The organism is Oceanicella sp., from assembly GCF_056449545.1.
Map to the genome: position 1 here is coordinate 1 of NZ_JBWOMN010000064.1, position 19,508 is coordinate 19,508.

General features: G+C 69.1%; 21 protein-coding genes and 1 riboswitch. Of the genes, 6 read left to right on the top strand and 15 right to left on the bottom strand.

Annotation, left to right across the window (positions count from 1 at the left end; genetic code table 11):
* The 8 genes from AC1HC7_RS08625 to AC1HC7_RS08660 all read right to left on the bottom strand — a co-directional run.
* Positions 1-252, bottom strand: a 252-nt coding sequence (locus AC1HC7_RS08625; RefSeq protein WP_479498934.1) for a biopolymer transporter ExbD, incomplete at its 3' end; no start/stop codon positions are given.
* A 77-nt stretch (positions 253-329) separates the two neighbouring features.
* On the bottom strand, positions 330-719 hold the full coding sequence (locus AC1HC7_RS08630; RefSeq protein ID WP_479495581.1) for an ExbD/TolR family protein: 390 nt from the start codon (positions 717-719) through the stop codon (positions 330-332).
* Entirely contained in the window at positions 716-1,450 is a 735-nt protein-coding gene (locus AC1HC7_RS08635) for a MotA/TolQ/ExbB proton channel family protein (protein WP_479495580.1), read from the bottom strand. Before AC1HC7_RS08635 ends, AC1HC7_RS08630 begins: the two co-directional genes overlap by 4 nt.
* Positions 1,437-1,766 (bottom strand): hypothetical protein, encoded by a 330-nt coding sequence (locus tag AC1HC7_RS08640; RefSeq protein WP_479495579.1) that lies wholly within the window; start codon positions 1,764-1,766, stop codon positions 1,437-1,439. Before AC1HC7_RS08640 ends, AC1HC7_RS08635 begins: the two co-directional genes overlap by 14 nt.
* Before the next feature lie 94 nt (positions 1,767-1,860).
* A riboswitch (cobalamin riboswitch) is annotated at positions 1,861-2,077 on the bottom strand.
* A gap of 114 nt (positions 2,078-2,191) precedes the next feature.
* On the bottom strand, positions 2,192-2,962 hold the full coding sequence (locus AC1HC7_RS08645; RefSeq protein WP_479495578.1) for an SDR family NAD(P)-dependent oxidoreductase: 771 nt from the start codon (positions 2,960-2,962) through the stop codon (positions 2,192-2,194).
* A 3-nt stretch (positions 2,963-2,965) separates the two neighbouring features.
* Positions 2,966-3,523, bottom strand: coding sequence for a phosphoheptose isomerase family protein (locus AC1HC7_RS08650; RefSeq protein ID WP_479495577.1), 558 nt, complete (start codon positions 3,521-3,523; stop codon positions 2,966-2,968).
* 13 nt (positions 3,524-3,536) lie between these two features.
* The gene (locus tag AC1HC7_RS08655) at positions 3,537-4,916 is read right to left on the bottom strand and encodes an iron-containing alcohol dehydrogenase (protein ID WP_479495576.1); all 1,380 of its coding nucleotides are present in this window, start codon (positions 4,914-4,916) and stop codon (positions 3,537-3,539) included.
* Between the two features lie 14 nt (positions 4,917-4,930).
* Positions 4,931-5,959 carry an ABC transporter ATP-binding protein gene (locus tag AC1HC7_RS08660; protein ID WP_479495575.1) on the bottom strand — a complete coding sequence of 343 codons (1,029 nt, stop codon included), beginning with the start codon at positions 5,957-5,959 and terminating at the stop codon, positions 4,931-4,933.
* A 166-nt stretch (positions 5,960-6,125) separates the two neighbouring features.
* Between AC1HC7_RS08660 and AC1HC7_RS08665 the strand changes: the two genes are divergently transcribed.
* The 5 genes from AC1HC7_RS08665 to AC1HC7_RS08685 all read left to right on the top strand — a co-directional run bounded on the left by AC1HC7_RS08665 (position 6,126) and on the right by AC1HC7_RS08685 (position 10,505).
* Positions 6,126-7,463, top strand: a complete 1,338-nt coding sequence (locus tag AC1HC7_RS08665) for an ABC transporter substrate-binding protein (protein WP_479495574.1) — start codon at positions 6,126-6,128, stop codon at positions 7,461-7,463.
* 69 nt (positions 7,464-7,532) lie between these two features.
* On the top strand, positions 7,533-8,408 hold the full coding sequence (locus tag AC1HC7_RS08670) for a carbohydrate ABC transporter permease (RefSeq protein WP_479495573.1): 876 nt from the start codon (positions 7,533-7,535) through the stop codon (positions 8,406-8,408).
* A gap of 1 nt (position 8,409) precedes the next feature.
* Positions 8,410-9,240 carry a carbohydrate ABC transporter permease gene (locus AC1HC7_RS08675; protein WP_479495572.1) on the top strand — a complete coding sequence of 277 codons (831 nt, stop codon included), beginning with the start codon at positions 8,410-8,412 and terminating at the stop codon, positions 9,238-9,240.
* 35 nt (positions 9,241-9,275) lie between these two features.
* Positions 9,276-10,238: a sugar-binding transcriptional regulator gene (locus tag AC1HC7_RS08680; protein WP_479495571.1), complete on the top strand. Its 963-nt coding sequence runs from the start codon at positions 9,276-9,278 to the stop codon at positions 10,236-10,238.
* 78 nt (positions 10,239-10,316) lie between these two features.
* The gene (locus tag AC1HC7_RS08685) at positions 10,317-10,505 is read left to right on the top strand and encodes a hypothetical protein (RefSeq protein WP_479495570.1); all 189 of its coding nucleotides are present in this window, start codon (positions 10,317-10,319) and stop codon (positions 10,503-10,505) included.
* A 40-nt stretch (positions 10,506-10,545) separates the two neighbouring features.
* Here AC1HC7_RS08685 and AC1HC7_RS08690 read toward each other — a convergent pair whose 3' ends face one another.
* From AC1HC7_RS08690 to AC1HC7_RS08720, 7 genes are all read right to left on the bottom strand, one after another.
* A complete protein-coding gene (locus AC1HC7_RS08690; protein WP_479495569.1) occupies positions 10,546-11,745 on the bottom strand; it encodes a hypothetical protein in 1,200 nt (399 codons plus the stop codon).
* Positions 11,742-12,875: an amidohydrolase/deacetylase family metallohydrolase gene (locus AC1HC7_RS08695; protein WP_479495568.1), complete on the bottom strand. Its 1,134-nt coding sequence runs from the start codon at positions 12,873-12,875 to the stop codon at positions 11,742-11,744. Before AC1HC7_RS08695 ends, AC1HC7_RS08690 begins: the two co-directional genes overlap by 4 nt.
* Positions 12,865-14,316, bottom strand: coding sequence for an amidase (locus tag AC1HC7_RS08700; RefSeq protein ID WP_479495567.1), 1,452 nt, complete (start codon positions 14,314-14,316; stop codon positions 12,865-12,867). Before AC1HC7_RS08700 ends, AC1HC7_RS08695 begins: the two co-directional genes overlap by 11 nt.
* A 4-nt stretch (positions 14,317-14,320) precedes the next feature.
* The gene (locus AC1HC7_RS08705; RefSeq protein WP_479495566.1) at positions 14,321-15,409 is read right to left on the bottom strand and encodes a Gfo/Idh/MocA family protein; all 1,089 of its coding nucleotides are present in this window, start codon (positions 15,407-15,409) and stop codon (positions 14,321-14,323) included.
* Between the two features lie 64 nt (positions 15,410-15,473).
* Positions 15,474-16,628 carry an ABC transporter substrate-binding protein gene (locus AC1HC7_RS08710; protein ID WP_479495565.1) on the bottom strand — a complete coding sequence of 385 codons (1,155 nt, stop codon included), beginning with the start codon at positions 16,626-16,628 and terminating at the stop codon, positions 15,474-15,476.
* 62 nt (positions 16,629-16,690) lie between these two features.
* Positions 16,691-17,542, bottom strand: a complete 852-nt coding sequence (locus AC1HC7_RS08715) for an ABC transporter permease (protein ID WP_479495564.1) — start codon at positions 17,540-17,542, stop codon at positions 16,691-16,693.
* Positions 17,543-17,547: 5 nt separating this feature from the next.
* Positions 17,548-18,315: an ABC transporter ATP-binding protein gene (locus AC1HC7_RS08720; RefSeq protein WP_479498935.1), complete on the bottom strand. Its 768-nt coding sequence runs from the start codon at positions 18,313-18,315 to the stop codon at positions 17,548-17,550.
* A gap of 235 nt (positions 18,316-18,550) precedes the next feature.
* On the opposite strand from AC1HC7_RS08720, the gene AC1HC7_RS08725 reads away from it, so the two are divergent.
* Positions 18,551-19,504, top strand: a complete 954-nt coding sequence (locus AC1HC7_RS08725) for a MurR/RpiR family transcriptional regulator (RefSeq protein WP_479498937.1) — start codon at positions 18,551-18,553, stop codon at positions 19,502-19,504.
* Positions 19,505-19,508 lie beyond the last annotated feature (4 nt).

The window sequence follows — 19,508 nt, forward strand, 5'->3', positions numbered from 1 at the left end:
GCCGCGGCGGCCCGCGCCAGCGTGCGGCGGCGTCGCGGCGGCGATCGTGGCGGCGATCGCGGCAAAGACCGCGTCGCCGCGCGCCGCGCCATAGGCGAGGCGGCCGTCGGCGGCCAGATGCAACGCCGCCCCCGGCGTCGGCCTCGCAGGAGCGCCCTCGGCCTCGGGCGGCGTGATTTCAAGGGGATCCGGCGGCGCCAGCGTCGCGGTCATCAGGAAAAAGATCAGCAGCAGGAACACCAGGTTGATCATCGGCGCGATGGCGTCGGCACGGGGGGCACGGGGGGCACGAGGGGCGCGGGGGGCGCGGATGGGGGCGTCGAAATGGATCATCGCGCCAGCACCAGCGTCGCGACGCCCCCGGCGCGCAGCAGCGCGGCGACCGACAGCAGATCCTGCAGCCGCGCATCCGGTCCGGCGCGCAGGATCACCGGCGCATCCGGCCCGGGCAGCATCGCCGTCAGCCGCCGGGCGAGCCGCGCCGGGTCCAGCGCCACGCCGTTCAGCCGCACGTCGCCGGAGCCCAGCACCGTCACCAGCCGCGGCGGCCCGCGCCAGCGTGCGGCGGCGTCGCCGCCCGTGGCCAGCGGCGCCGCGACTTGCGCGCCGAATCGCGCCGCGAGCATGAAGAACACCAGCAACAGGAACACCACGTCGATCATCGGCGTGAGGCTCGGACGGCGCGACCGTCGGTCCTCGCCGAAGCTGACGGCGCTCACGCCGCCGCCCCCGGCGCGGCGGCGCGCGCCAGCGCCGCCTGATGCGCCGCATGGGCGAGCACGCGCACCGCCATGTCCTCCATGTCGCGGCGCAATCGGGCAATCACGCTTTCGAACCAGGTCAGCGCCGCCGAAGCGGGAATGGCCACCGCCATGCCCGCCGCGGTGGTCAGCAGCGCCTCCCATATGCCGCCGGCAAGCTGCGCGGGATCGGCGCGGGCGCCCGTCGCCTGCAGGGCCTGAAAGGCGGCGATCATGCCAAGCACCGTGCCCAGCAGCCCCAGAAGCGGGGCGATGGTCGCGATCAGCTCCAGCGCGCGCAGGCCGCTTGCGGCCCGCGCCAGAACCGCTTTCGCCGTCCGCGTCGCCTCGTCGCCCGCCAGAGCGGCGTCATAGCCCTGCGCATGCAGCGCCCCGAGGGTCGCGGCCAGCATCTGCGCGCAATGTCCTGGCGCCGCGCGCGCCGCCGTCAGCGCCGCGTCGCGGCGATCGTCGAGCCAGAGCGCCACCGCCGCTTCGGCCCCGGCCCTGCGCCACGCGCCCGATGCGGCCAGGCGCCAGAGTTTCCAGAGAACGAGCGCGAGCGCGGCGACGGAAAGCGCCGCGATGGCCCAGATCGCCGGACCGCCGCGCGCCAGCAACTGGACCATGTCGCTCAGGCCCGGGAACATGGCGAACGCCGGGGCGACGCCCGGGGCAAGCGCCGGGTCGGGGGCGTCAATGGCGGCCATGGGAGAGCCCGGTGTCCGGCGCCAGCGGCGCGCGTCGGTCGCCGCGCCCGCGGCGGGCGGCTTTCGGGCGGCGTCCCGCGACCGGCGGCAACGGCAGGCTCGCCAGCCAGATCAGCCGCCGAAAACCGCCCACCGCCGGCGCCGAGGCCACGAAGGCGTGCATCCGGATCGCCGCTTCGAAAGCCGCGGCGGCGACGCTTTGCCCGGGCGGCAGGCTGCCCAGCCATTCCAGGAATCCGAGGCGGGCCATGCGATCGGCGTCGTCGCCGCGCGCATCGCTCGCCGAAAGCGAGATCAGTATTCCAGACAGGACCATGGCGCCCTCCGCGCATGGGCGGGCGATTCGGGCGGGAGCGGTTTTCGGGCGTGACCGCGGTCACATCGAAGCTCCGGCCGGGGCGCCCCGCCCGGGTTGCATCGTTGCGATGGCAGGTTTCCTGACTCGCGGGTCGCCGCTTCCCCGATCCTTCCCGGGCCTTTCGGTCCAGTGGTGATCCTCAGGGTCGCTCGCCGCCTACAGTTGCGGGGGCAGTCGCGGTATTGGCGCCAGTTCGCGGCGCCGCACCGCGTTCCCTTTTTCATCCCCGAGTCGATCGGACCCGGCGAACCATCGGCGCGCAGGGTCTGCGCCGGGCCGGCGAAAGTCAAGCGCCGGGCGGGGGCCGGGCAGGGGGTCGGGCGGGGGGCCGGGCGGGGGGCCGGGCGGGGGGCGGTTCCACGGCCCGCCCCCGGTTCGATGCTTCAGACGGCGGAGTAGCCGCCATCGATCATGATGGTGGCGCCGTTCACCAGTTCGGCGGCGGGAGAGGCGAGGTAAAGGGCCAGGTCGGCCACCTCCACCGGCTCGCCGAACCGGCCCAGCGGCAGCTTGGCCAGGAACGGCTTGCTGCGTTCCTCGGGGCTCCAGACCTCGATGCCCATGGGGGTCATCACAACCGTCGGGCAGATGGCGTTGACCTGCACGTTGTGCTGCGCCCATTCCGCCATCAGCGATTTGGTCAGCGCGTTGAGCGCCCCCTTGGAACTGGTGTAGGCGGCGTGATCCTGCAGCGCGATGACCCCGGTCTGGGACGAGATGTTGATGATCTTGCCCCAGCGCCGGGCGATCATCCCCGGGGCCAGCGCCTGGGACAGCAGGAAGGGGGCGCGCAGGTTGACGGCCATGGTCTCGTCCCACTGCGCCAGCGTCAGATCCAACGCCGGGGCGACCAGCGCCACCCCCGCCGAATTGACCAGAATGTCGATCCGGGGGGCCGCCGCCAGCGCCGCTTTCGCCGCCGCGCCGGGGCCCTCGGGGGTTGCCAGATCGGCGGTGACGACGGCGCATTTGCGCCCCTTGGCGCGCACCTCTTCGGCGACGCGCTCCAGCGCCTCGGCGTTTCGCGCCTGCGCGACGATGTCGGCGCCGGCGTCGGCGAACACCCGGCAGATCTCGGCCCCGATGCCGCTGGAGGCGCCGGTGACCAGCGCCGTGCGCCCCTCGATGGAAAATCGTTTCTGCCAGTCAGACATGGGTCACTCCAGATTGGTGTGGTTGGCGCGCATGGCCGCCGCGTCGATCCCCAGCCGCTCGGCCAGCATGAGCACCAGGATTTCGCAGGCCAGGAACTGGACGCCCTCGTAGAGCGAGCCCATGGGCAGGACCGAGCGGGAGTCGCCGCGATCGTCGGCCATGGTCTGCGCCGGCAGGATCATCGCCGTGTCGCATGTCAGCGCCGCCGCGCCGCCCGGCTGCGCGGTGAAGCAGGCGGTGGCGGCCCCCGCGTCCCTCGCGACCCCCAGCAGCCCCGCCACGGTGGAAAACATCCCCGGCCCGGCGCTGACGATCAGCAGATCGCCCGGCCCCACCGGCGGCGTCGTCATGGCGCCCACCACATGCGCGTCCAGCCCCAGATGGAAAAGCCGCATGGCGAAGGCCTTCATCATCAGCCCCTCGCGCCCGACGCCGTAAAGCGCGATTCGCCGCGCCGCGGCGACGGCCGCGACCATGGCCTCGGCCCCGGCGGGGTCGGTCGCGGCGAGGCCGGCGGCGATTTCGGCGGCCGCCTCGGCGCCTGTGCGGTTGAAATCCATGGCGTTTTCTCCTTCAGGGCGGGCCGGCGGCGATCGGCGGGTCCGTCCTCGCATCCTGTCCCGCGATCATCGCCGCGACCGCCTGATCAAGAAGCCCGGTCTCATCGAGCAGATCAAGCAGCGTGTAGCGGCTGCGGATGAACCGGGCGGCGCGCACCGTCGCCGCAAGCCGTCCGGGGCCGACGCCGATATCGGCGGCGCGGGCCGGGGCGCCGGCGGCGCGCAGCAGCCGGGCCATCTGCGGCCCGCGCAGCAGTCGGGCGCGCAGACGGTCGCGCAGCGCCGGCCAACCTGCGCGCAGCGCTGCCAACCGCTGTTCCAGCGCGGCGCGGGTCGGGTGCTTGCGGCTGGTTTCCTCATGGGCGCGGGCGGCGATGCGCGGGTCGGGGAAGGCGGCGTCGACGGCGGCGCGCCTTTGCGCCGGATCCGGGGCGGCGCGCGCCAGCGCCGCCGGGTCGATGGCGCCCAGATCCTGGTCGATCAGCCAGTCGAACAGCCCCAGCATGGCGACGCAGCCGACCGAGACGCAGGCCCCGTGAGACACCTTTCGCCCGGCGAATTCCAACCCCTGCATTTCCCACAGATGCGCGATCTGGTGATCGGCGCCCGAAGCCGGGCGGGAGGAGCCGTGAAACTCCATCGCCAGCCCGACCAGCGTCAGCCCCGCGAACAGCCGCGCGACGGCGCCCGGGTCGCCCCGCGCCAGCGCCCCCGGATCGGCGAGCCAGCCGCGCAGATTGTCCTGCACCAGCGGCCAGGCCACGTCGTCGAGCGCCTCGACCCCCAGCGCGTCGGCGATGATCCAGTCGCCGCCGGCGGGGACCTTGCCCGCCAGATCCCCATAGCCCCAGCTTGTCATGGCGCCTGGCGCGGATGCGATCACGTCGAGATCGGCGAGGATGGCGCGCGGGGCGCGCGCGGGGACGGTCATCTTGAACCCGTCCCGGATCAGCGGCGCCCCCGCCGAGGCGTAGCCGTCCATGGAGGCCGCCGTGGCGATCGAGAAATACGGGCGATTTTCGAGGAAGGCGGCGTATTTGACCAGATCGTTCACCACCCCCGAGCCCAGCGCCACCGGGATCGTATCCGGCGCGAAACCGTCGCGAAAGCTCTGCGCCAGCGCCACATCGGGCTTTGGCAGCGGGTCGGCGGGGATCACGCGACGCGTCACCGCCAGGCCCGCCGCCGCAAGGCTGCGCTCGGCGCCCGCGCCGGCGGCGGCGAACCCGGCGTCGTCGGCGAAGATCACCGCATGCCGGCCCGCGAAACGCCGCCGCGCCACGGCGCCCGCCCGGTTCAGCGCCCCGCGTCCCAGCGACACCTCGGCGAGGGTCGCGGAACGGGCCACCGCCGGGGCCAGCACCTGCTCAAGCTCGTTCTGCCAATCGCTCATGCGCGGCGCCTTCGTCAGTCGCGGGCGATGGTCAGCCCGGCCCGGTCGAACTGATGCAGGCGCTGGACCGGGAGAACCACGCCCCTGCGCGCGCCGACCTCGGTGGCGTCGTCGCCGTCGGTCTTGACCACGACGTCCCGCCCCGCGTCGGTGCGCATGTAAAGAAAACTTTCGCCGCCAAGCTGTTCCTTGACCGCCACCGTCGCGTCGAACGCCCCGGCCCCGCAATCGGCGAGGTCAACATGTTCGGGCCTGACCCCGACGCGCACGGCGTTCGCGCGCAGCGCGTCGCCGAGGCCGCCCATCTGCGCCCGGTCGATGAAATTCATCGACGGAGAGCCGATGAACCCGGCGACGAATTCGGTTCGGGGATGGTGATACAGTTCCAGCGGCGGGCCGATCTGTTCGATCCGGCCCTGATGCAGCACGACGATGACGTCGGCCATGGTCATGGCCTCGACCTGATCATGGGTCACGTAGATCATCGTGGCGCCGAGCTGCTTGTGCAGCGCCTCAAGTTCGATGCGCATCTGGATGCGCAGCTTGGCGTCGAGATTGCTGAGCGGTTCGTCGAACAGGAACACCTTCGGATCCTTGACGATGGCGCGCCCGATCGCCACCCGCTGGCGCTGGCCGCCGGACAGCTGCGCGGGCTTGCGTTCGAGGTAATCCTGCAGCTGCAGCACCCGCGCCGCCTCGGCCACGCGCCGGTCGCGCTCGGGCTTTGGCACCTTGTTGACCTTCATGCCGAATTCGACGTTCTGGCGCACGGTCATATGCGGAAACAGCGCGTAGGACTGGAACACCATGGCCACGTCGCGCGCCGAGGGCGCCACGTCGGTCACGTCCCGCCCGTCGATGCGGATGCGCCCGGAATCGACGCCTTCAAGCCCGGCGATCGAGCGCAGCAGCGTCGATTTCCCGCAACCCGAGGGCCCGACGAACACCACGAAGGCGCCGTCCTCGACCGTCAGCGAGACATCGCTCAGCGCCGGCGTCCCGGAAAACGACTTGTTGACCCCTTCAAGGGCGATTTCCGCCAATTGGTTCCTCCCGATCCCCGCCCTGTCGCCGTCCCGTATTCGCGCGGCAGGCGTCGCGCGGCATTCGCCGATGTCAGATTCTTGTTGACATGGGATCGCGCATTTACATTTGTATGAATTGCTATACAAATGGATGTCAATGAAAAACAGACGCAGGGAGGAAATTATGAAGCTCGACAAACTCGTCAGCGGCGCGGCGCTTGTCGCGGGTCTGACTTTCGGGGCCGGTCAGGCCGGCGCCTGGACGCTGGAGGAGGCGGCCAAGCCCTATGCGGGGACCACCGTCGACGTGGTGTTCCTGCTGCGGCCCGGCTACGAGGCCGCCGAGGCGATGCTGCCGGAATTCGAAGCCAAGACCGGCATCAAGGTCAACATCGTCAAGCACCCCTATGAAAACGCGCTCGGCCAGCAGGTGCGGGACTTCGTCGCCGACGGCGATTTCGACATCGCGCTGATCGATCTGGTCTGGATCGGCAACTTCGCCGAGAACGAATGGATCGTGCCGGTGTCCAAGTTCACCTCGAACCCGGATCTGGCCGACCCGGATCTCGACATGGAGGATTTCTTTCCGCTGGTGCTGAACGCGTTCGGCGGCTGGAACGGCGTGGTCTACGGCCTGCCCTTCGACAACTATTCGGGGCTGCTGTTCTACAATGAATGCATGCTCAAGGACGCCGGCTTCGACGGGCCGCCCAAGACCTGGGGCGACCTCAAGGACGTTTACGGCCCGGCGCTGACCAAGGACGGCAAATACGCCTTCGCGCTGCAATCCAAGCGCAATGAAACGCAATCCGCCGACAGCTTCGCGCGCATGCTGTGGCCGTTCGGGGGGTCGTTTCTCAACGCGGATTTCCGCTCCAACCTGCTGTCGACGCAAAGCCAGACCGGGCTGAAGTTCCGTCAGGATCTGATGAAATACATGCCCGAAGGCATCGTGTCCTATGACCATGCGGAAACCGTGAACGCCTTTGCCCAGGGCGACGTGGCCATGATCACCGAATGGTCGGCCTTCTATTCGTCGCTGAAGAACCCCGAGACCTCGAAAGTGGTCGACTGCATGAAGATCGCCCCCGAGCCCATGGGCCCGGCCGGGCGCAAGCCGGCGCTTGGCGGGTTCTCGCTGGCGGTGGCCTCGCAAGCCGACGAGAAGGAGCAGGCGGCGGCCTGGCTGTTCATCCAGTGGGTGACCTCCAAGGCCAACGCCCGCGAATATCTGGAGCGCGGCGGCGTCCCCGCCCGCCAGTCGGTCTATGAGCAGCCCGGCGTGGCCGAGAAGTTCGACTTCGTCCCGGCGCTGGTGGAAAGCTGGCAGGACGGCGTGCCGGAATTCCGCCCGCGCTTCGCCGAATGGCCCGAGATCACCGAGATCGTGCAGGAATGGGGCACCAAGATGATGCTCGGCGACGTCACCACCGAAGAGGGGGCGAAGATGATCGGCGAGCGCATGGAGGCGGTGCTCGAGGAGGCCGGCTACTATTCGGGCGACAAGCCGCTCGCCCAGTAGACGGTTCGCGACATCGGGGGGCGCCGGCGGCGGCGCCCCCCTCCAGCAATTCATTCGGATCGCGGCTTGATGCTCATCAAAACCCCTCGTTCAACGCTGTTGGGCTTTCTTGGGCCGGCGGTGATCGCGCTGGCGGTCATCGGCATCGGGCCGCTGATCTACGCGATCTACACCAGCCTGCATTTCTTCAACCTGACCAAGCTGCGCAAGGTCCGCTTCGTCGGGCTGGAGAATTACGGCGACGTGCTGTCCGACCCGGTGTTCTGGGAGGCGATGGGCCGCACCATGACCATGCTGGCGATCGCGCTGCCGCTGCAGATCGGCATCGGGCTGGGCATCGCGCTGGTGCTGCACCTGCCGGGGCTGGGGATCCTGCGGGTGCTGACGCGGCTGTCGCTGGTGCTGCCCATGGCCACCACCTACGCGGTGGTCGGTCTGCTGGGGCAGGTGATGTTCAACCTGAAATTCGGCGTGGTCAACCAGCTGATCGGGTTTCTCGGCGTCGCGCCGGTGAACTGGATCGGCGATCCGTTCAACGCCTTTGCCATGATCATCTTCTGGGACGTGTGGCAATGGACGCCTTTCGTCGCGCTTGTGCTGCTGGCGGGCCTGACCACGGTGCCCGGCGAGGTCGAGGAGGCGGCGCGGCTCGAAACCCGCAAATGGTGGGTGATCCTGCGCCATGTGCAGCTGCCCTTCCTGCTGCCGGGGCTGGTGGCGGTGCTGATCCTGCGCACCGCCGACACGCTGAAGCTGTTCGACATGGTGTTCACGCTGACCCGCGGCGGCCCGGGATCGTCAACCGAGCTGATATCGCTGATGATCCAGCGCGTCGGCTTCAGGGCGTTCGATCAGGGGGTGGCTTCGGCGCAGGCGATCATCCTGCTGGCGATCACCATCGTGCTGGCGCAGTTCTACATCAAGCTGCTTTACAAGGAGGTCTGAGATGACCGCCGCCCCCGGCGCATCGCGCTCCCTCCCCGCCCAGATCCTGCTGATGGTCGCGATCATGGCGTTCTGCGTGTTTCCGTTCTACTGGATGGTCACCACCTCGCTGAAAACCCAGGTGCTGGCGCTGGAAAGCCCGCCGGTCTGGCTGTTCGAACCGACGCTGGCCAACTACACCGCCGCGCTGTTCGAGGACGGCGTGCTGAAGACGCTGATCAATTCGCTGGTCATTGCGGTCTCGACCACCATCCTCGCGGTGCTGCTGGGGCTTCCGGCGGCCTTCGCGCTGGCCCGGTTCGAATTTCGCGGCAAGAAGGATCTGTGGTTCTGGTTCATCACCAACCGCATGGTCTCGCCCATCGTGCTGGCGCTGCCGTTCTTTCTGATCGCGCGCCAATTGGGCATGCTCGACAAGCACATCACCCTGATTCTGATCTACCTGACCTTCAACCTGCCCATCGTGATCTGGATCTGCACCGACCAGTTCCGATCGATCCCGTTCGAACTGGACGAGGCGGCGGCGCTGGAGGGCGCCTCGCAATGGCGGATATTCCGCTCCATCTGCCTGCCGCTGGCAATGCCGGGCGTGGCGGTGTCGGCGATCTTTTCATTCATCTTTTCGTGGAATGAATTGATGTTCGCGCTGGTCCTGACCCGCAACGCCGCCAAGACCGCCCCGGCGATGGCGGTCAGCTTCATGGAGGGCTACAGCCTGCCCTACGGCAAGATCATGGCCACCTCTACGCTGATCGTGGCTCCGGTGCTGGTGTTCGCGCTGATCGCGTCGCGCCACCTGGTGCGCGGGCTGACCATGGGGGCGGTGAAATGAACCCGCGCCCCCGGCGCGCCGAGGGCCTGCGCTGAATGGCCCGGCCCCCGGCCACGCCCCGTATCGACGAGGAGGAACGTCTGCTGGCGCGCATCGCCTGGGCTTGCGAGATAGAGGGCGTCACCCAGGCGACGGCGGCCGAACGCTTCGGGCTCACCCGGCTGCGCGTCAACAAGGCGCTGGCCGAGGCGCGCCGCCGCGGCATCGTGCGGGTGTCGATCAATTCGATCTACGGCCCCTGCATCGAACTGGAGGCCGACCTGATCGCGCGCTACGGCTTTCGCGCCGCCCATGTGGCGCCGACGCCCGAGGACCGGGAGGCGACCCAGCTCATCGTCGGCACGGCGCTGGGCCATTGCCTGAGCGCGCTGCTGGCGCGCCCCGAGATCCGCCTGTTCGGCATGTCCTGGGGCAACACCCTCAACCTCGCCACCCGGCAGCTGGAACCCGTCAACCGCCCGGATCTAGAGGTGGTCTCGGTGATGGGCGGGCTGACCAAGGGCTCCAGCCTCAACAGCTATGAGATCACCCAGCGGCTGTCGGATCTGTGCAACGCCCATCACAGCTACCTGACCGCGCCCATGTATGCCGGATCGGCGGAAAGCCGCGACGTGCTGATCGCCCAGGACGTGTTCCGGCGGGTGATCGAAAAGATCCGCCGCGCCGACGCGCTGGCCATGGCCGCGGGCGACATGTCGCGCAGCCTGATGATCCGCGACGGGCTGCCGGCGGAATTCACCGCGCGCGATCTGGTCGCGGCCGGGGCCGTGGGCGACATTCTGGGCTACATGCTGGACGCCGAAGGGCGGCTGATCGACCACCCGATCAACGAACGGGTGATCGGCATCAGCCTCGACGATCTCGGGGCCATTCCCAACGTGATCCTGGCCGCCGGCGGCGCCCACAAGATCCCGATCATGCGCGCCATCCTCGCGCTTGGCCATGTCAACACCCTGGTGACGGACGAGGAAACCGCGCGCAGGCTGCTGGCCGGTTGAGACCCGCGCCGCCGAAGCGGCCCGGCAAAACCGGTCTGTCCGCCAGGACGCGTCCAGCCCTCGGGAATGGATATGCGCATGACGACGAGACGCCGGTTTCCGGATGAATTCAAAGCGACGGCTGCGCCGCAAGCGCTGCGCGGCGACGGGATCGCGCAACGGATCGCCGCGATCCGCGCCCGACCCGGCAATATGCGTCGCCAGGATCAGCATCTTCACGCAACGCCCGCACGCCGCGCCTTGAGAACGAATGCCGGACGCCGTTGAGCATGTCGCCGTCCCCTCGGCGCGGGAGGGATCTTGCGCTTCAACCCCGCCGCCCCGGCCATCCGGCGTCGAGCGCGGTTCCGATCCAGTCGAGCCGCGCCGGCGGCACGAGGCCCAGATTATAGAAATTCATCCCGTCGACCGACGGCGCCGCCTGCGCGACGCGGGTCGCCAGATCCGCGCGGTCGCGCAGTGTCGGGTGGAACAGCTGGAACCCGGCGATCAGCGTGCGCGCCGGCCCCAGCAGCTTGCGCGTCGCCGCCATCAGCGGCGCGATCCGGTCCGGCGGCGTGCGGTAGGCGCAATGCAGCACCCCGTCGAGATGCGGGACCAGCCGGGGCAGGTCGACGCCGCCCGCCCATGATCCCTCGGCGTCGATCAGCAGCAGCCGCGTGTCGGGATGGGTCGCGGCTTTCAGCGCGGCGATCAGCGAGGTCACCGGCGCGCTGCGCCAGCGCAGATAGGCGCAAAGCTCCGGCAGCCGGGCGAAGGCCTCGATGCCGCGCGCGGCGAAATCCGGGAATTGCGGCTGCGGCAGCTCCCGCGCCATGGCGGCGTCGAGCAGGCCGCCCGCAAGGCGGCGCGCGTCCTTCGCCGGAACGCCGTCGGCCGCGGCGCGGGCCATGCAATGGCGGCAAAAGCAGACGCCCAGCAGGAAATCATCCTCGGGCAGCAGCCCCAGCCCATCCTTTTCGTGATGAAACCCGTGGGAAAACCCCATGAAGTCCGGGCTTTCCAATTCGATCCTGTCGGGGCGGTAGCGATGGCTGATCTCGCCGATCATGGTCGCCAGATAGGCGCGCGCGGCCTCGCTGGAGGGACAAAGCGCGTAGAGATGCGGGTCGCCCTGCGCGGTGCGCATCACGTGATCGGGATGGCCCATGCCAAGGCGGGTGTTGTGCAGGCAGACCGTCCAGCAGGACACGCCCGGCCCGCCCTTGTCGCGCCGCCGGATCAGCGCGTCCAGGCAGTCGCCCTCGCTGTCGACGATCGAGGCCATCCGGGGCCTGATTTCCCGCCCGGCCCAGCGATCGGGGTCCGGGCGGTAATAGACGGTCCCATCCTCGGGGAAATACACCCGGCGGCGGGGGTTGCCGGGCTGCAGGAAGCGCCCGGCGTGATACGAGGCGGCGAGGCTCAGCATGGCGACGCCGATCTCGCGCATGCGCGCGGCGGTCTCGGCGATCCCCAGATCGTGCAGGTCCCAGGGATAGGCCCAGAGCGAATGCTCGCCGCTCATGCGCCCGCGTCTCGCCAGACCCCGCCGATCACCATGCCCCGGGCGCTCAGGCGTTGCGGGTGCGAGACGATTTCGCCCAATACGTCCTCGAGGTCGATGGCCCGGTCCTCCAGCGCCAGCAGACTGGCGTCGCCCGCCGCGCCGGGGCGCAGGGTCCCGAGGTCGGGGCGGCGCATGGCGGCGGCGGGGCGCCGGGTGGCGGCGTCGACGATTTCGGGCAGCGCCATCCCCAGCGCCAGAAACTTGGTCATGGTGCGCGGCAGGTCCCAGGCCGGGCCGTTGATGCACATGGCGTGCACATCCGATGAAATGGTGTCCGGCCAGAACCCGGCCGCGGCCATGGCGCGGGCGGTGTCCCAGGAAAACGACCCCATGCCGTGGCCCACGTCGAACATCACGCCGCGGTCCCGGGCGCGCAGCACCGCCTCGCGGACGCGCCCGTCGCCATGCATGGGCGCGTTGGGAAAGGGGCGGAAGCAATGGGTCAGCACGTCGCCCGCGCGCAGCTTGTCAACGACCGCCGCGTAGGTGGGCGGCGGTTCGTCGATATGGCACATCAGCGGCAGCCCGGCGCGGTCCGCGACGTCCAGCGCCACGTCGAGCGGCGCGCTGGCGTTGGGGCCGCTGGCGTGGCGGCCCACCCGCACCTTGATGCCGATGATGCAGTCGCGGTTGTCTTGCGCCACGGCCAGCGCCTCGCGCGCCGCCATCAGGCGCATGTCGTGGCTCTCGCCCACCATGATCGTCGGCGAGAACGCGAAGATCCCGGCGAAGGACACGTGCAGATAGACCAGCACCCGCGCATCCGCCCGTTCGATCACATGCGCCCGGAAACCGGGGAAATTGCCCGGCCCGGCGCTGCCGGTGTCGACGCTGGTGGTGACGGCGGCCTGGCGGGCGTAGGCGTCGGCCTCGACCCCGATCGACGTGCCGCCCCAATAGACATGGGTGTGCAGGTCGATCAGCCCCGGGGTGACGATCAGGCCCGCCGCGTCGCGCTCCGCGGCGCCGGTCAGCCCGTCGCCCAGCGCCGCGACCTTGCCGGCGGCGAAGCCCACATCGGTCACCCGGTCGATCCCCTGCGACGGGTCGAGGACCCGGCCGCCCTTCAGGACGAGATCATGTTGCATGGGCGTTTCCTTGTTCCTGCGCGCCGGGGCGGCGATCGCGCCACGGCATTTCCTGCTCCAGCACCGTGGCGATGGCGAGCAGCGTCGCCTCGTCGCCCTGCCGCCCGACGATCTGCGCGCCGATGGGAACCCCGCCGCCGGTCATCCCCAGCGGCAGGGACATCGCCGGCTGCCCCGAGACATTGAACGGATAGCCGAACACGCTGTCGCCCCAGAGCGCGTTATAGGCGTCGAGATCGGCCATGCCCATGTCGTAATGGCCGACCGGGCGCGGCGGCCGGGTCAGCGTCGGGGTCAGATACAGATCGTAGGGCAGCAGGTCCTGCACGATGGCGCGGGCGCTCTGGCGCACGGCTTCGACCCGCCCGGCATGGGCGACGCCGCTGGTTTCGCGGCCGCGCCTGATGATCTGCCAGGTGACGGGCTCCACATCCTCCGGGGTCACCGGGCGGCCCACCGCGGATTCCATGAAATCGAACATCGCCGCGGTCTCGACGCAGGTCATGTCGGTGTAGGTGCGCCACAGGGCGCCGGCGTCCAGCGCCATGTCCTTTTCCTCGACATGGTGGCCAAGCCCGGCGAGCGCGCGCGCGACCCGCTCCACCAGCGCCTTCACCTCGGGGTCCATCGCCCCGCCATCGGGCGGCGTGACCGTGTAGCCGACGCGCAGGCCTTCGGGCGCGCGCCGGGCCAGCGCCGAAAACGGCGCCGACGGCGGGGCCACGGGGTAGGGGTCGCCGGGCAGCGACCCGGCGACCGCGTCCAGATAGGCGGCGGTGTCGCGCACGGTGCGGGTGTTGCAGAGGAAATACGCCCCCCCGGCCCAGTAGTCGGCGAAAGGCGCGAGGCTGACCCGCCCGCGCGAGGGCTTGAGCCCGACCACGCCGCAGCAGGAGGCCGGGACCCGGATCGAGCCGGCGCCGTCGCTGGCCTCGGCGATCGGGACCATGCCGGCGGCCACCGCCGCGCAGCTGCCGCCGCTGGAGCCCCCGGCGGTGACGCGCCGGTCCCAGGGATTGACCGTGGCCCCGTAAAGCGCCGGTTCGGTGGTGATCGACCAGCCGTTTTCCGGCGCGTTGGTCTTGCCGAGCAGGGTCAGCCCGGCGGCCTTGATCCGGCCCACGAGGCGACTGTCGGCCTGCGCGACCTGATCCTTAAGGAAGCGGCTGGAATTGGTGGCCTGAACCCCGGCCCAGCTCGACGCCAGTTCCTTGAGCAGGAACGGAACCCCCGCCAGCGGCGCCGCGCGATCCGCCTTGGCGGCCTGCGCGCGGCCCAGATCGTAGAGCTTGCAGATCACCGCGTTCAGATCCGGGTTCAGGGCCTCGATGCGGCGGATCGCGGCTTCGGCCACCTCGCCGGCCGAAACCTCGCCCGCGCGGACGTGACCGGCGAGCGCCACCGCGTCCGCCTCCCGGTAGAGATCGTCGATGCCGCCCATGGCCTTACTCCTGATCGAGCCTCACCACCCGCTCCTCGGCGATGCTCTGTTCCGCCGCCAGCACGATGCGCAGGGAATTGACCGCCGCATCCATGGACTCGCTCAGATCCAGATCCTCGTTGATCGCCTTCAGGAAGAAATCCTGTTCGCGGTCGCACAGATCCTGATGCCCCGGCTCGTCGGCCATGGACAGGATGTCGTCCTTGCGGGTGAAATTCTTGTCGTCATCCACATCGGCGTAATGCACGCGGATGGCGTCGGTCCTGGTGTGCTTGTCGATGTCGGCGCTGTCGGACAGGTCATCGGCGCCCTGGCGCGCCTCGTCGTCGGGGACCAGCGACACCGCGCCCCTGGGCCCGACCACGTCCTTCACGAAGAACGCGGTTTCGGACATCATCGGGCCCCAGCCGGCCTCGTACCAGCCCACCGAGCCGTCGTCGAAGGTCACGTGCAGATGGCCGTAATTCTGCTTGTCGGCCGCGCCCCACAGCGCGGCGCCGATGCCATGCACCCGCACCGGTCTGGCGCCGGTCAGCTGGCACATCACGTCCACGTAATGCACCCCGCAATCGACGATGGGGATCAGGCTGTCGATCAGGTTCTTGTGCCACATCCAGGCGTCGCCCGAGGATTGCTGGTTGAGATTCAGGCGCATCACCAGCGGCTTGCCCAGGGTTCGGCCGATCTCGATGAACTTCACCCAGGACGGGTGCACGCGCAGGATATAGCCGAGCACCAGCTTGCGGTTGGCGGCGCGCGCCGTCGTCACCACGCGTTCGGCGTCCTCGATATTGGCGGCGATGGGCTTTTCCATGAACACATGGGCGCCGGCCTGCATGGCCTGAACGGCGAAATCCGCATGGGTGTTGGGCCAGGTGTTGATCGACACCGCGTCGGGCGCGGTCTCGGCCAGCGCCGCCGGGTAATCCTCGAACAGGGGATAGCCCTGCAATTCATCCGGGATGGTCCTGGACCTGATGGTCCGGCTGACCAGCCCGACGATCTTGAATCCCGGATTTCGGTGATAGGCCGAGGCATGGGACGCGCCCATGTTCCCAAGCCCGACGACCAGAATGCGCACCGGTTTCGTCATCTTCGCTCCCCCTGTTTGCTGGCGCTGCGCGCGCAGGCGGCTGCGGGCCGCCCGCGCGGGTCGATCAGGACCGGATTTCCTGATCGAACATGCTGGCGCGGATGGCGTCCACGTCCACCGCCGCCATGTCCGGGGACAGCGTCGCCGCCGCCGCGTCGGCCTTGATCCTGGCGAGGTCGAAATCATTGGCCCCGGCGATCAGGTCGTTGGTGCAGACCTCGGCCGCCTGGATCGGGTTGGCATTCTGCCCGATCTTCGCCGACAGGTCGAAGAAGGCCTGCCACGAGCCCATGTCATGCCAGCCCCAGCCCTGGCGCTTGTCCCAGTCGCCGCGGAACACGTTCATCTGCTGCAGGATCGAAGTGGTCCCCAGCTCCGGCCCGGTGTTGGAGCCCAGCGTCGGGAACTGGTCATAGACCATCTGCACCGCGGCGCGCGGGTTGTGTTCGGCGAATTCCATGCCCATGGCCCAGCCGCGCAGGTATTTTTGCAGGAACGCGACCTTGTCGGGGTCTTCGAGGTCTGCGGCGCGGACCACGAAGGTGTTCGCGGGCAGCGGCGAATTCTTCACGCCAAGCCAGTATTCGAACTCCAGCCCGGTGGCGATCCATTCGGCGCGCAGCCCTTCCCAGGCCAGCGCCGCGTCGCCCTGTCCGGCGGCCAGCGCCGTGCCCCAGGTGGGCCAGCCGGCCTCGACATAGGTGACCTTGGAGATGTCCACGCCCTGCGCCGCCAGCATGGGATCGACGATCGGCTGCCAGGCGGCGGAGCCCAGCAGGATGGTCTTGCCCTCGATCCCCTTGATGTCGCGCGGCCCCTCGCCCTTTCGGAAGGCCAGCGAAAACGTGTCCCGCGCCCCCATGTGGAACACCGATTTCAGCTTCATGCCGTTCTCGATGGCGAAGGAAAACACCCCCGGCGACGGGAACCCCATGTCCGCCTGCCCCACGGCGACGAATTTCACCGTCGCGGTGCCGTCCGACGGCCCCGGCTGCATGTCCACGTCGAGATCGCCGAAATAGCCCATCTTCCTGCCGACCCAGAAACCGTAATCGTCCAGCACCTCCAGCGTGCCGCGCGGCGAAATCCAGGTGAAGGCCCGATCATAGCCAGCGGCGCGGGCCGGCCGGGCCGGTCCCATGGCGCTGACGGCGACTGCGCCCGCCGACGAAATCTGCAGCATGCGGCGGCGGGTCATCCCGGCATTGAGGTTGGTCATGTCTGTCACTCCCTGTTGATGCATGTCTTGTCGATGCATGTTCATTGTCCGGGATCGCGGCCTCACGCCTCCCAGCTTGCCCATTTCTTGCCGATCAGAAAAAACAGCACGTAGATCAGGATGCCCAGGGTCGAGAGGATCACGATCACCGCGAAGAATTCGGGCATGTTGATCATCGAGGAATAGGTGGTGAGCCGGTTGCCCAGGCCGAAGCCGCCCCCGACCATCTCGGCGCCGACGGCGGTCAGCAGGCCGAAGATCGCCCCGATCATCAGCCCGACCAGGATCATCGGCAGCGCCATGGGGGCCCGCACCTTCCAGAATATCTGCAGCGTCGAGGCGCCGTAGGATCGGGCCAGCGCGATCTTGGCGGCGTCGACGCGGCGGAATCCGGTGGCGGCGTTGATCATCACCATGGGCCCGGAGGCGAGCGCCACGGCGATGATGCGCGGTTCGAACCCGAAGCCGAAGCGCAGGATCAGCAGCGGCACCAGCGCCAGCATCGGGGTGGTGACCAGTATCAGGATATAGGGGGCGATGATCTTTTCCGCGAAGGGGAACTGGGTGATCACCGCGGCGAGGATCAGCCCGATGGTCGCGCCGAAGAAGAACCCGCCGAACAGTTCGATCAGCGTGTAGCCCAGATGCGGGGCGATCAGCGGGAATTCCCTGATCAGCGCCGCGCCGACCGCCGAGGGCGTGGGCAGGATGTAATGGGGCACCTCGAACCAGCGCAGCGCCAGCTCCAGCGAGCCGATGACAATGACCGCGGTGAGGATGATGGCGCCGATCTCGGCCCAGCTGCGCGCGCCGCTGCCCGAGGCGAAGACCGAAACGCCGCTCAGGCCGACCTGCCCGCTTTCCGTCTTGTCGAAACCGGGGGCCTTGTCGAACTTGGGAATCGCGTCGCTCATCGCGCTCACTCCGCCGCCGCCGAAAGGGGCGGATCAATGCCGTAGATGTCGGCCTTGATCCGGTTGGTCAGGTCGAAGACCTCGCGGCTCGCCATGGTCTCGACGCTGCGCGGGCGCGCGAAGGGCGACGCGTGTTCGGAGCGCACCCGGCCCGGGCGCCTGCTCAGCACGATCACCCGGTCCGACAGGAAAATCGCCTCCTCGATCGAATGGGTGATGAACACGATGGTGGTGCGGGTTTCCAGCCAGATCTCCTCGACCAGCCGGTTCATCTCCTCGCGGGTGAAGGCGTCAAGCGCGCCGAAGGGCTCGTCCATCAGCAGCACCTCCGGGCGCAGCGACAGGGCGCGCACGATCGAGGCCCGCTGCTGCATGCCGCCGGACAGTTCATGGGGGAATCGTTGCTCGAATCCCGTCAGCCCGACCCGGTCGATCAGGTGGTCGATCCAGGGCTGATCCGGCTTCATGCGCTTGATTTCGAAAGGAAATCGGATGTTGTCGGCGAGCGTGCGCCAAGGCAGCAGGTTGGCCTCCTGAAACACCAGCCCGATATCCGGGTGCGGCCCGTCGATGGGTTTTCCGTCCAGTTCCACCGTCCCGCTGCTCAGCGCGTGCAGGCCGGACATGGACCACAGCAGCGTGGTCTTGCCGCAGCCCGAGGGGCCGACGATGGACAGGATGGACTCGGCCGCGACATCGAAACTGCAATCCCGCAGGGCTTCGAGCGCGCCGTAGCGCTTGCCGGCGTTCCGGATCGACATTCTTACCGTCACGACATCGCTTTCCTTTCGCGCGACTGATCGGGCGCGCCCGCTGGCAGGTCGTTACGCAAGTCATCAAATTGTGTGACTAACCAACAAGCCTGTCAACGATTCGGAAATGCGCCGCCCTTGCGGCCACGTTCGGGACGTTTGATGCGATCAATTCCTGTAAGTTTCCTACATTTGCTTGACATGGGCGGGGTTTCCGCCGGATGCTGCCGGGCGGCAACGGGATTTGGGGCGGGCGATGGACCAGACCAGGGCGATGGACCAGACCGGGCGGGCGCAGCCTCCCGAACGCGCCCGCCGCCGGCGGGCGCCCGACATCATCGCCAAGATCAAGGACAGCTACGCCTCGCTGCGCCCCGCCGAGCAATCGGTGGCGGATGCGGTGCTGTCGGACATCCCGGCGGCGCTCGACGCCTCCAACGGCGAGATCGCCGTCAAGGCCGGGGTCAGCCAGCCCACCGTGACCCGGTTCTGCCGCACCATCGGCTGCGAAGGGGTGCGGGATTTCCGGCTTCAGCTGGCCCAGAGCCTGGTGGTCGGAGAGCTGTTCCTGGAGGCCGATCAAGGCGCCTGGCGCCCGGCCCCCGGCGACGACCTGCCGCCGTTCTGGGGTTCGGTCATCGGCGAGGCGCGCATGGCGCTGCGCGAGGTCGAGGCGCAGCTCGACGCGGCGCTGGTGCTGGAGGCGGCCGCCCGCATCGCGGCGGCGCGGCGGGTCATGGCGCTCGGGCTCGGCGGCAGTTCGTCCTCGCTGGCCGAGGAGGCCCAGAACCGCCTGCTCCGCTACGGCGTGCCAATCATGGCCTGCCGGGATCCGTATTTCGCCAACATGACCGTGGCCACCTTCCGCCCCGGCGACGCGGTCATCGCGGTGTCCGCCACCGGGCGCACCGCCGAGGTGGTCGAATGCGTCGAACTGGCGCGCAATTACGGCGTCTGCACCATCGCCGTCACGGCGCCCGACAGCGCCCTGTCCGACGCCGCCGATATCGCGCTGACCGCCCGGGTCGCGGAATACCCCGATGCGCTGACCCCCTCGGCCTCGCGCTTCGCCTTCCTGACCATCATCGATCTGGTCGCCGCCGCCACCGGCTATCAGATGGGGCCGCAGGCGCGCGAAAATCTGCGCCGGATCAAGTTCAACCTGGTGGAGCAGCGCGCCGCCGGATCCTTCGAACCCCTGGGCGACTGACGGG